Consider the following 11,966-nt stretch of genomic DNA (forward strand, 5'->3'; position numbering starts at 1 on the left):
GCCATTGCGCTCCGTCACGGCGCCGCGTCCGGAGTATCATGATGGTTCTGCGGGTGATGACGGGGTACTCGGAAGGGCAGGTACGATGGTCGGCGGTCCCTTGATCGAGCGCGGCGCCAGGATCGGCGAGTACACGATCGACGAGCCGCTCGGCGAGGGCGGCTTCGGCGCGGTGTTCCGCGGCCACGACGAGTCCGGGAACGTCGCCGCCATCAAGATCTTCAAGGAAGTGAGCGCCCAGAACGTCGGGCAGCTCTTCGCCCAGCAGAACGAGATCGAGGCGCTGCTCCGGCTGCGCCATCCGTCGCTGGTGAAGCTCTCGTCGTATGGCGTCCTCGACGGGATCGGCCTCTACCTCGCGATGGAGCTCGTGCAGGGCGAGACGCTCGACCGGTACCTCGCGCGGATGGGCCCGCTCGACACGATCGAGGCCCTGCGCATCGCGCGCCGCGTGGCCGAGGCGCTCGCCCACTGCCACGCGCTCAACGTGCTGCACCTCGACCTCAAGCCGAGCAACATCGTCCTCACCGATCCGTACGAGCCCCGGCTCAAGATCCTCGACTTCGGCCTGGCCACGCTCACGGTGAGCTTTCAGCCCGAGCACGCCCGCGTCAACGCGGGCACCATCGCCTACCTCGCGCCCGAGTGCCTGAAGCGGGGCGGGCTCGCGCGCCCGAGCCCCCGGATGGACCTCTACGCGGTCGGCGTCGTGCTCTACGAGCTGCTCGCCGGCCGCCTCCCGTTCGCGGACGGCACCGTCGACAGCGTCATCAACCAGAAGGTCTACGGCACCCTCGTGCCGCTCTCCACCGTGGCGCCCGAGACGCCGGCGCCGGTGGTGGCGCTCGTCGACGAGCTCATGCAGCGCGACCCCGCGCGCCGCTTCTCGAGCGCGGCCCGGCTCTGCGCGCGGCTCAAGGAGCTCTACTACGTCACGCTCCACGGGACCTCGCAGCCCCCGGCCGCCGACGCGGCCGAGCGCGAGCGCGACGCCGCCCCGCCCGAGGCCCTCGACGACGCGCCGTTCATGGGCCGCGAGCTGGAGCTCGGCCGGCTCGCCGAGCTCCTCCAGGACGCGGTGTGCGGCGAGCCGCGGCCGGCCGTGGTGGTCGGCGACACGGGCGTCGGCAAGAGCCGCCTCGTCGCCGAGCTGCTCCGGACCGTCGAGCAGACGGGCGCGGCCATCGTCGCCTACGGCCGGTGCCGCGAGCTCTCCGGGCTCGTCCCCTACTCCGCGATCCGCGAGGCGCTGACGCAGATCGCGCTCTGGCTGGAGCGGCACAATGACAGCCGCGCGGCGCGCATCCGCCGGCTGGTCAGCCTCGTGGTCGCCGACGACGCCGCCTTGCTCCAGGGGCTCGTCCCCGAGCTGATGCGCGCCGTCGGGCTCGCCGACCAGGGCGGCGCCATCGGCCCGGGCGGCACGCGCTGGATCGCCGATCTCCTGCTGCGGCTGCTCGGCGCGATCGCCGAGGAGATCCCCGTGGTCCTCGCGATCGAGGACGTCCACTGGGCCGACGAGGCGACGCAGGACGTGCTCCTCCGGATCTCGGACCAGCTCGGCGAGCGGCCGATCCTGCTGCTCGGCACGGCCCGTCCGCCGTTCCCCGGGCGCGGCTCGCCCGGCTCGACGCTGCCGCCGCCGGCCTCGGCCGGGCTGCGCGGCTCGCCCGGCTCGTCGCCGATGACGCCGCGCTCGGCGGGGTGGCTCGCCTGGAAGGGCGTCGAGCGCCTCGACCTCGGCCCGCTCCCGCCCGACGCGAACCGGGCGCTGCTCTCCGCGCTCGGCCGCGGCGCCAGCGACGACCTCGTGCAGGAGCTCGTCCGCCGCGTCCCGCTGCTCGCCGCCGGCAACCCGCTCTTCAACATCCAGGTCGTCCGCAACATGGAGACCGAGGGCTTCCTGCAGCGCGGCCGCGGCGGCGCGCTCGAGATCTCCCGCGCCGACGCGCACTACCGCGCGCCCGCCTCGGTCTCGGACGTCCTCGCCCGCAGCATCGAGGCGCTCGATCCGACGACGGTCCAGGTCCTCGGCGTGGCCGCGCTCATCGGCCGCCAGTTCCTGCGCGACGATCTCGTCGAGCTCGGCCTCTTCGGCCCGGCGGCGGTCGACAGCGCCCTGCGCGACGCCGCCGCGCACCACATCTGCCTGAGCGAGGACGGGGGCCTCACGTCGTTCTCGCACGACGCGGCGCGCGAGCAGCTCGCCGCCCGCGTGCCGCCCGAGGATCGCGGCGAGGTCCACGGGCGCATCGCGCGGCGCATCGAGCTGCGCGGCGGCGATCCGGGGACGCTCGCGCACCACGTCGAGCGCGCCGGCGAGCTCGATCGCGCCGCGGAGACGTACCTGCTCGCGGCGAACGAGGCCGACCGCCTGCAGGACCCGCACGGCGCGAGCCGCCGGCTCAAGCAGGCGCTCGCGCTGCTCGAGCGGCTGCCGCTCGACCCGGCGCGCATCGAGCTGCGGGCCCGCTGCGCCCACGAGCTCGCGCGCGTCGCGTGCCTGCTCGGCAGCACGGCGGAGCCGCTGGATCTGCTCCGGCGCACGCAGGGCGCGCTGCCGGACACGCCGCTCGTCACGGCGGCGCTCTCCAGCGCGCTGTCGCGCGTGCACTACGTCCGGGGGGAGTTCGCCGACGCCGTGGCGCACAGCCGCAAGGCGCTCCAGGCGATCGGCGCGAGCCCCGAGCTCCGCCCGTACCAGTGCCTGCCCGCGAACATCCTCGGGCGCGCGCTGTGCGCGGCGGGCAAGGTGGGCCCGGCGACCGAGCCGCTGCGCCGCGGCTGCGAGCTCGCGGAGGCGGCGGGCGAGTACATCGAGCTGTGCCACTCGCGCGGCATCCTCTGCGTCGCCCTGAGCCAGGCGGGCTGCTACGCCGAGGCCGAGCAGAGCGCCGCCGACGCCGCGCGCCTGGCCGAGCGCCTGCGCGACCCCGTGCGGCTGCTCGGCACGTGGTTCTACTACGCGGTGCTCGCCGAGGGCCGGTTCGACTGGGATCTCGGGGTGCGGTCGACCGCGCAGCTCCTCTCGTACGCCGAGGAGCACGGCCTGAGCGGGCTCTACCTGTACGTCGGCACGATGTACGCGGGCCGGCACCAGTTCCACGTGGGCCACCTGGCGCGGGCGCGGGTGCTGATCGCCAACGCGTGCAACCTGAGCGGCGTGCTCGGCATCGGCATGGGGCGCGGCTGGGCCGAGGGGTACCTGGGCGACGTGCTCTTCGTGCAGGGCCAGCACCGCGAGGCGCTCTCCGCCTACGACCGGGCGATCGAGATCGGCTCGGCGGGTACGGGCGACGCCTACGCCGTGGGGCTCGGCCGGGTCGGCCGGGTGCACGCGTGCGCGCTCCTCGGCGGCGACGCCGGCGAGCTCCGGGCGTACGGCCGGGAGACGCTCGAGCTCATCCGCGCCTCGGGCAACCGGACGCAGCTCGTGACGGCGCTCGAGCGCTGCGCCGAGGCGTTCGACGCGCTGGGCGACGAGGCGGAGGCGCGCGACGTCCGCGCCGAGCGCGAGGTGCTCGTCGACGAGCTCGGCCTCGTCGAGCCGACGTTCTGGCCGCGGCCCCCGGTCGAGGCGGCGTTCCAGGGTCCCCCGCGGGCGTACTGGACGACCGACGCGCCGCGCGAGGTCCGGTCGTCCGCGCCGAGCAGCCTGGGCACGACGCAGATCGTCGGCGCGACGGTGGCGGAGCTCGCGGCGGCGGCGACGCTCGCGATCACGGAGGACGACCTCGGCGCGCGGACGCACGTGGCGATCCCGCGGCTGCGCCACGTGACGTTGCTCGAGACGCTCGCCTCGGTGGAGGGCTTCGTCCCGCGCTTCGACGGGCCGGAGGCCCCGCCGGTCGCGAAGTGACGGCCGGGGGGAGCGCCGCCGCGGCGCAGGGGGGCGCCGCCGCGGCGCCGGCCGGTCCGATCGAGGTCGCGCGCACGGCGCTCGCCCACGCCTGGGCGATGCTGTTCCTCGTCGTGCTGCTCCCGGTCGGCCTGCTCTGCTTCCCCTTCGATCCGCGGCAGCGGATGCACGATCGCCTGTCGGTCGTGTGGGCGGCCGGGGCGCTCTGGCTCGTCGGCGTGCGCGTCGAGGCCGAGGGGGCCGAGCACGTGCGGCCGGGCGAGCGCTACGTAATCGCGGCGAACCACCAGAGCACGCTCGACATCCTCGCGCTCCTCGTGGTGCTGCAGGCGCGCGCGCCGTTCCGCTTCCTGGCGAAGCGGGCGCTGTTCCGGGTGCCGGTGCTCGGCTGGGGCATGCGCCTCTACGGCCACACGCCGGTCGACCGGGGGCGGGCCCGCGGCGCCGTGGCGGATCTCGGCGCGGCGCAGCGCAACCTGATGCGGCGGTGGTCGACGGTGTTCTTCCCCGAGGGCACGCGGAGCGCGACCGGCCGGCTCTTGCCGTTCCGGCCGGGCGCCTTCCGGGTCGCCGCGGCGGCGGGCGCGCGCGTGCTGCCGGTGACCCTCGTGGGCGCGGGCGCGCTCCAGCCGAAGGGCCGCTACGCCGCCGCGCCCGGCGTCGTGCGGGTCGTCGTGCACCCGCCGCTCGATCCGCCCGGGCCGTCGCTCGAGGAGCTCCGCGCCTCGATGGAGGCGTGCCGGGCCGCGGTGGCGTCGGCGCTGCCAGAGGCGGTCCGGGAGGGGGGCGCGGTGGGGAGCGGGTGAGCCGGGGGGGAGGCTCACGCCTCCGAGCTGGGCACAGGCTGCCCTCGCGCACGGGCTGTACGCCGCACCTGGGATGTCGTCGTGCGGCGGGGCGCGACGAGGAGCGCGCGGGGAGGATCAGCGACGGAGCCGCGCGAGCTCCCCGACGGTTCACGGTCGCGCCGCGCGGCTCACACCGACGTCGAGCGGGCGAACGAGCGCGATCGGCACCCCGAGCTCATCAAACCTTCCTGCAAAGCTGAAAGGCATCGACGGCGCGCCTCCGGAATCGACGCATCCATGGCTCGCCGACGTGAGCCTGCTCGAATTGCTCGCGGCATGTGAGCCTGAACGCGCGAGCGGGCGAGGACCGGCGAAGGCGCGCCATCCCGATGCGTTATCCATTCATGCGAGGGGCCGCCCTCCACAGCTTGCGAGGAGGTGAGAGCTCCGATCGCGCCGCTCTTAAGCGTCCACTTTCGTGGACACGTGTCCACGCGCCTGGACGCCCCGAGCGAGCCCGAGCGAGCCCGAGCGAGCCCGAGCGAGCCCGAGCGAGCCCGAGCGAGAAGGACGGCCGCAGACGAGCATCAGAAGATGCGTAACCATAACGGAGCGCGGTGAAGGCTCTCTTGCGCGACAAGGCCAAGCTCCGGTACGTTGTCCGACCATGAGCGTCTCTTACCCGAGCCATGTCAGCGAGGGCACGCCGCCGACGTGGAAAGGGGATGTCCCGCCGTACGGTCAACCGTCGGCGAGCGCGGACGAGGCGGTCAGGGCCAGGGGGCCGCTCGGCGAAGGCGAGCTCGCGGATTACCTGGAGGAGTGTCGCAGGCTCACCCTCGAGGAGATCCGACGCATCGTTCCCGACGGCTCACCTCACGGGTCGAGCCTCTACGAGCTCATGCTCGAATACCCGCTGCGCTCGGCCAAGGCGCTGAGGCCGGCGATCTGCATCGCCACGTGCCGCGCCCTCGGCGGGCGCCTCGAGCCGGCGCTGCCGTCCGCCGCGGTGCTCGAGCTCTACCACAACGCATTTTTGATCCACGACGACGTGGAGGACCGCTCCGAGAAGCGCCGCGACGAGCCGACGCTGTACGAGACCTGGGGCATGCCGATTGCTGTGAACGTCGGCGACGCCATGCTCGCGCTCGCGCTCGCGCCGCTGCTCGACAACATGCGCCTCCTCGGGATGGGGAAGGCCCTCCGCATCCTGCAGGCCGTGGCGGTGATGGCCCGGGAATCGTCCGAAGGGCAGGCCACGGAGCTCATGTGGACGCGCGAGTGCACCTTCGACCAGCTCGATGACGATTACGAGGGCATGGTCGCGAAGAAAACGAGCTACTACAGCTTCGTGACGCCGATGACGATCGGCGCGGTGATCGCTGGCGCCGAGCCGGGCCAGATCGACGAGCTCGCTCGTTTCGCGAAGGTGCTCGGCGTGGCGTTCCAGATCCACGACGACGTGCTCAACCTCGATGCCGAGGAGGTGCGCTACGGAAAGGAGATCGGCGGTGACCTGTGGGAGGGCAAGCACACGCTCATCCTCCTTCACGCGCTGCGATCGGCGATGCCCGACGAACGCGAGCGAGCGCGCTCCATTCTTCGCAAGCCGAGGCCCAGGCGGAGCGCGTCGCACGCCGCCGAGGAGCTCGGCCGCATGGACGCGGCGCTGACGGAGCTCGCCGCGCGTGGCGAGCTGTCGCCTGCGGCGGAGGGGCGCCTGCGCACGTCGGTCGACGGGCTTCGCGCGTCCTTGACGCGCACGGAGAAGACGGCCGACGACGTGGCGTTTCTCCTCGACCTCATCCGGCGGCACCGCAGCGTGGAGCATGCGAGGAGGGTGGCCCTCGACAGGGCGCGCGAGGCGGCGTCGGCGCTCGCGGCCATCGGCGCGTGGCTCCGGCCCTCCGTTCATCGGAGCTTCCTGGAAGGCCTCGTCAGCTACGTCACTCAACGTGATCGGTGAAGATCGGAGCTAGGTGAATGGGAGAGAGACGCCACGGCAAGGCGACACGCGGCGGCCTGGATGACTCGAGCCGGATCCTGATCGGCGGCGTCGTGGAGGCCCTCGCGGGGATTCACCGCGCCAAGCAAGCGCAGAGAGAGGAGACGGAGCGACGCCCGCGCCGGGGCGCGCCCGACGAGGAGGCCCCCAGCGTAACCATCGACGACGACGCCACCGCCAGCAGCTTCTTCTTCGATTTGGCGAGGCTCCAGCTCCGCATGCTGGACGAGGCGCTCAAGCTCCAGCGCAGGCACGCGGACTTCCTGTTTCGGCGCTACCAGCGCACGAGGGCCCAGCCCGCCGCCGACGGCGGCGGCGGCGGCACAGGGCTCCTGGTCCTGAAGGGCGCGCTCCCGGCGGAGAGCAGCGCGGCGGCGGCGCACGACGCCTCCGCTGCGTTCGTGATCGAGAACCGCAGCGCCAGGAGCGTCCGCGTCGCGCTGCGCCTCCTCGAGCTGCGGAGCCGCGACGGTCGGCCCCCGTTCGTCCCCCGCGCGAGGTTCGAGCCAGGGTGCGCGCTCGATCTCGGGCCCGATCAGGAGCTGCCGGTGAAGCTGGTGCTCACGCTGGACAGGAGCCATTACAAGCCCGGCCACCGGTATCGTGGCAGCGTGGAGATCCTCATGTCGGGTCGAGCGCGGCAAACGCTCGCCGTCCGCGTCGACGTGGCTCACGAAGCCGGCCCCGAGGGCGGCGCCCGATGAGCGCCCCGGACGACGTCCCTGCCCCGCGCGTGGTGCTCCACGACCCGGAAGACGAGCTGGCCGTCGTGCTCCGGACAGCGCAGCAGCTGCTGCTCCGGTATCCAGCGGCGGCGCAGGCGCTGTTCAGGGCCTTCGCGGCGGAGGGCCGCGCGTTCGCGCAGACGCCAGAGGGGCAACGGTGGCGAGAGGAGCTCTCGGGCTCGGAGCTGATACGCCGCGGCCGCGTGGTGTGGGAGGTCGGCACGCTGAACCTGCTCGAGGAGGACGCCGACACCATGCTGCCCTCCAAGCTGCTCGACGCCATCGTCCACACCGCCGGCGTCGATGCCCTCGAGCCGCTGCTGTCTCGGCTCTTCGAGTCGGCGTGGGAGCGCGACGATGCTCGATGAGCATGGAGAAGAGTTCGACGAGCGCAACGCGTTCCTGCACCTCGCGCTCGGGCTGGTCTCCGCCTCGCGGCGGCTCGACGGCGTGCTCGCGCGTCATGGCCGGCGCCCGTCGAGCTCGCCCGGGGCCCCGCGGCTGCCGGAACCGGGAGACGAGCGCTTGCTCGATTTCGTCCTCGGCCTCATCAGCTTTCGCGAGAGCGTCCATCACGCGCTCCGCGCCGCGAAGCGAGGGCCGCGCGCGGCGCCCGGGCCGGCGCCCAGGGCGACGTTGCGAGGGCTCCTGCGATGAGCCTGTTCGACGTGGCCCGACCCGTCGAGGCGGGGGTGGTCCGCCAGGCGCTGCTCCGCGCTGACTACCTCCGCCGCTCGCCCGCGTCGGTGGGCGGGCCTGGCGGTCACAAGGAATGGCTGCACTTTTGCGTCTACGGCCCGCAGATCGACGTGCTCGTCAACTTCAGTCTCTGCGACGACGTCCGGACCGGCGCCGCGCCCTCCGCGGAGCTCGCGCGGGTGACGGTGCTGGTCCGAGGCGACGGCTGGGACGGGGACGTGGACCTCTATGCGCCCGCGGACGTCGCCGTGCGCGCCGGCCACATCGACGCGGCCTTCGGGCAGAGCACCGTGGTCTTCCGGGACGGCGAATACCACATCTCGGCGGCGCTCCGAGAGCGGCCCATCGCCGTGGATCTCCGGCTGCGCCCGGCGTCGATGCCCTCCTTGGCCAACAACGTCCAGCTCGATCCTGGCCCGCCGATCAACTGGCTCGTCGTCCCGCGCCTCTTCGCGAGCGGCACGGTCACGGTGGCCGGCAGGCAAACGCGGCTCGAGGGCGCGCCGGCCTATCATGACCACAACTGGGGGCATTTCTCGTGGGGTCGCGATTTCGCCTGGGAGTGGGGCTTCGGCCTGCCTCATGAGCCCGAGTGCCCCTGGAGCCTGGTCTTCGCCCGGCTGTCCGATCGCGCGCACACCCGCGCGTTCACGCAGGCGCTCTTCCTGTGGAAGGGCGCGCGCCAGCACCGCGTGCTCCGCGCCCAAGATCTCGAGATCCGGCACGAGGGCCACCTCCGCCCCGCGCGTATCCTCAAGCTCCCGCGGGTGATGGCGCTGCTCTCGCCCGATCTGTTGCCCGACGTCCCGCGCCGCCTGCACATCCAGGGCGAGGCCGACGGCGACTGGATGGAGTGCGTGTTCGAGTCCAGCGACTGCGCGCAGGTCATCATTCCCAACGATCAGGATCTCGGGGTCACCATCATCAACGAGGTCAGCGGCGCCGTGCGGCTATCGGGCCTGGTGCGCGGCGAGACCGTGTCCATGGAGGGACGTGCGATCTTCGAGTTCCTTGGCGCATGACGGCACGTTCGCGTCGTTCCTGGCCCGCTCGCTCGATCTGATCGAACGCGAGCTGCCGTGGGCGTACGAGGCGATGAGCCGCGCCCTCGCGCCGCGGGAGGTGCTGATCGAGGTCGACGGCGAGCGCGTGGGCGTGGCGTGCGCGCGCGGCGCGGTGCGGGTCGAGGGCGCGGCGCGCGCCCCGGCGGTGGAGTGCCGCACGACGCGCCGGGCCATCCTGGACCTCATCGACGCGCGCTCGACGCTCCTCGACGCGGTCGTGAGCGACGCGGTGTCGCTGCGGGGGAGCGTGGACGATCTGCTCGCGTTTCATGATGGCTTGATGATCTACCTCGGCGGGGCGGTCCGGAGCCCGTCGTTTCCGTGGCTTCTGAAGGAGTTCAGGATCGATGCATCAGCCCGAAAACAATGACGATCGAGGCGAGATGATGAACGAGGGGGGGCCTGTCGTGAACAGCGGCGCGCGGGGCGAGGAGGAGCGCCGCGTTCCACCCGGGGGAAGGCCGCTGCCGAGGGTCTGGGTCTTCGGCGCGGGGATCGCCGGGCTCACCGTGGCGCACGAGCTCGCGGAGCGAGGGTTCAAGGTGCACGTCGTGGAGCCCGCGGAGGACCCGCAGAATCCGGGCGAATGCGACGTCGGGGGTGTCGCGCGGACGCAGTGGGCTCAGTTCGACGCCGGCGACATGCCCTCGCTGTCATCGGGCAAGATGGCCCGCGCCGATCCGCTGTGCCCGACGATTCAGTGGGATGACGGGATGGTTACCTCAAACGAGAGGAGCGTCAACAGGCTCGTCGATACCATCTCGACCTATGACAAGGTTCCGCCTCTACAGCTCATCGGCTATGGTCACACCGCGCAGGATGGTGAGGCCTATGCCAGGAAATTGGAGGAGCACCTCCGCGGCAGGTTCAGTCCCCAGCGAATGCCGACCTTCGAGGTATCGGGCCAGAAGAGCTCGAAGGACCACGGCGAAGTCCATGTGAAAGTGCACTTCGAGCTGCTGCCGGGCGAGCACGGATTCCGTTTTTTTCCATCGTTCTACCAGCACGTATTCGACACGATGAAGCGCATCCCCGTCGTCACGAGCACGCAGGACTTTTCGGAGACGTTCCGGACCGTCCTCAATAACCTCGTCCCGACGAAGAGCTCCTACCTCGCGATGGCGGCGCGCGGCGACGAGCCCCCGCGCACGGTGGACTTCCCTCGCGAGGCGCCCATGGGGCTGAGCCCGCTGCTGAACACCCTGAAGGACTACGTATCGAAGCTCGGATATACCGCCGGCGACATCGCCCAGCTCGCGCTCAAGATCTTTAAATACATGACCTCTTGCCCGGAGCGTCGCGAGACCGAGTACGAGGACATCTCCTGGTGGGATTTCATCGAAGGCGATCGCCTCAGCCCCATCTGCCAGGATCACATGGACAAGGCGCCAGAGGTGCTCGGGGCCATGGTCGCGAGAAAGAGCGATGCTCGAACTCAAGGCAACTGTGTCACACAGCTCCTCCTCGACCCCATCCTGCGCCCGGAGCGCGTCGACGCCACGCTCGTCTCGCCGACCTCGTCTTCCTGGTTCAGGCACTGGCGAAAATACCTGCGTGATGCGCAAAGAGTCGAGTTTCACATCGGGCGGCTCAGCGACTTCACATACGACGACGTCAGCAAGCAGATCTTGCCCGTCATCTCTGGAGACGGTGCCGGTGAGCTCGACGCGGATTGCTACTTTGTCATCGCCGCGTCGCTTCCGGTCATGCTCCGTGGCAATCCGCGGACGCAGGGCGACGCCCCCTATGAGCCGGGCCTAGCACAGCGGTTCCTCGAGGTTCACAAGCAGCACGCCGATGATCTCCCCAAGGAGGTGCAGGACTTCGAGAAGCTCGCGGCGTGGGCGGAGGAGCTGAAAGACAAAGACTGGAACGATCCCGACCACATGCAAGACAACCCGCTCCAGCATCTCACGGGCATCCAGTTCTTTTTTCCGACGGACGTGATGGTCAGGGAAGGGCACACGCTCTACCTCGATTCGCCTTGGCGCCTCTCGTCGATCTCCCAACCGAGGTTCTGGCACCGACGCCGCGACATCACCGACGCGTACCGCGGCCTCCTCTCGGTGGACATCGGGAACGTGTACACGAAGGGCGGCCGGACGGACGGCGCGGGCGCAGGGCAACCTCAGGGCAAGACGATGTGGGAATCGACGCGGAACGAGATCGCCGAGGAGGTGTGGTCTCAGGTGGTCGCGACGCTCGACCCAGATGTCCGCGCCCCGAAGCCCACCTACTATCATATCGACGAATACCTCGAATTCGATCCGAAGACGGACAGACCGATCCGAAACGGAGCGCCGTATCTGGTCAATCGGCCCAGCGACTGGCGGCGGCGCCCCGGCACGCCGGGAGCGTACCAGGTGCAGTGTGGCCGGTGGATGCTCGCCGGCACCTACATGCAGACGTACACCCGGCTCACGACCATGGAGGCAGCCAACGAGTCCGGTCGCCACGCCGCGAACGCCATCCTGGATGACCTTCAGAGGAGAGAACCATCCCTCAGCTTCCCTTGCTGCGAGACATGGAACCCCGAGGAAGGCGAGCTACCCGACCTCGAATGGCTCAAGGAGCTCGACCGAAGGCTCTTCTATTACCCGGGGAGCGGAGACAAAGAGCCGGCGCACGGCCCCGCGCCCGAGGGCCGTTCCGGAAGGCTCCCCCACTTTGTCGATATTCTCGGCCTCGACGAGCTGCCCGAGGCGTTCCTGCGCGCCATCACGGAGGGCACGGGGAAAGGCGCGACGCTCTCCTCGATCATGTCGACGATCGCTTCTTCCTTGGGGCTACCGATCAGGTCGTGAGCACGGCTGCGCGCTCACGGGA

At 71.2% G+C, this 11,966-nt stretch carries 9 protein-coding genes; all 9 read left to right on the forward strand.

Annotated features, from left to right (window positions below):
• Positions 1–100: 100 nt before the first annotated feature.
• Positions 101–3,859 (forward strand): serine/threonine-protein kinase, encoded by a 3,759-nt coding sequence (locus tag WMF26_RS26200; RefSeq protein WP_437994896.1) that lies wholly within the window; start codon positions 101–103, stop codon positions 3,857–3,859.
• Positions 3,856–4,665 (forward strand): lysophospholipid acyltransferase family protein, encoded by an 810-nt coding sequence (locus WMF26_RS26205; RefSeq protein WP_437994897.1) that lies wholly within the window; start codon positions 3,856–3,858, stop codon positions 4,663–4,665. Before WMF26_RS26200 ends, WMF26_RS26205 begins: the two co-directional genes overlap by 4 nt.
• Before the next feature lie 649 nt (positions 4,666–5,314).
• Positions 5,315–6,613, forward strand: a complete 1,299-nt coding sequence (locus WMF26_RS26210) for a polyprenyl synthetase family protein (protein ID WP_437994898.1) — start codon at positions 5,315–5,317, stop codon at positions 6,611–6,613.
• A gap of 17 nt (positions 6,614–6,630) precedes the next feature.
• Entirely contained in the window at positions 6,631–7,356 is a 726-nt protein-coding gene (locus WMF26_RS26215) for a hypothetical protein (protein ID WP_437994899.1), read from the forward strand.
• Positions 7,353–7,745, forward strand: a complete 393-nt coding sequence (locus WMF26_RS26220) for a hypothetical protein (RefSeq protein ID WP_437994900.1) — start codon at positions 7,353–7,355, stop codon at positions 7,743–7,745. The genes WMF26_RS26215 and WMF26_RS26220 overlap by 4 nt, the downstream gene beginning before the upstream one ends.
• Entirely contained in the window at positions 7,735–8,034 is a 300-nt protein-coding gene (locus WMF26_RS26225) for a hypothetical protein (protein ID WP_437994901.1), read from the forward strand. Before WMF26_RS26220 ends, WMF26_RS26225 begins: the two co-directional genes overlap by 11 nt.
• Positions 8,031–9,098, forward strand: a complete 1,068-nt coding sequence (locus tag WMF26_RS26230) for a hypothetical protein (RefSeq protein ID WP_437994902.1) — start codon at positions 8,031–8,033, stop codon at positions 9,096–9,098. Before WMF26_RS26225 ends, WMF26_RS26230 begins: the two co-directional genes overlap by 4 nt.
• Entirely contained in the window at positions 9,088–9,510 is a 423-nt protein-coding gene (locus tag WMF26_RS26235) for an SCP-2 sterol transfer family protein (RefSeq protein ID WP_437932975.1), read from the forward strand. Before WMF26_RS26230 ends, WMF26_RS26235 begins: the two co-directional genes overlap by 11 nt.
• Before the next feature lie 13 nt (positions 9,511–9,523).
• The gene (locus tag WMF26_RS26240) at positions 9,524–11,944 is read left to right on the forward strand and encodes an NAD(P)-binding protein (protein ID WP_437994903.1); all 2,421 of its coding nucleotides are present in this window, start codon (positions 9,524–9,526) and stop codon (positions 11,942–11,944) included.
• Positions 11,945–11,966 lie beyond the last annotated feature (22 nt).

Source organism: Sorangium sp. So ce185 (assembly GCF_051526825.1).
GTDB lineage: Bacteria > Myxococcota_A > Polyangia > Polyangiales > Polyangiaceae > Sorangium > Sorangium cellulosum_D.

What these genes read in the sequence shown, in the direction of transcription:
- WMF26_RS26230 (WP_437994902.1), top strand. Translation starts at nt 8,031, where the DNA reads ATGAGCCTGTTCGACGTGGCCCGACCCGTCGAGGCGGGGGTGGTCCGC.
- WMF26_RS26240 (WP_437994903.1), top strand. Translation starts at nt 9,524, where the DNA reads ATGATGAACGAGGGGGGGCCTGTCGTGAACAGCGGCGCGCGGGGCGAG.
- WMF26_RS26210 (WP_437994898.1), top strand. Translation starts at nt 5,315, where the DNA reads ATGAGCGTCTCTTACCCGAGCCATGTCAGCGAGGGCACGCCGCCGACG.
- WMF26_RS26225 (WP_437994901.1), top strand. Translation starts at nt 7,735, where the DNA reads ATGCTCGATGAGCATGGAGAAGAGTTCGACGAGCGCAACGCGTTCCTG.
- WMF26_RS26220 (WP_437994900.1), top strand. Translation starts at nt 7,353, where the DNA reads ATGAGCGCCCCGGACGACGTCCCTGCCCCGCGCGTGGTGCTCCACGAC.
- WMF26_RS26215 (WP_437994899.1), top strand. Translation starts at nt 6,631, where the DNA reads ATGGGAGAGAGACGCCACGGCAAGGCGACACGCGGCGGCCTGGATGAC.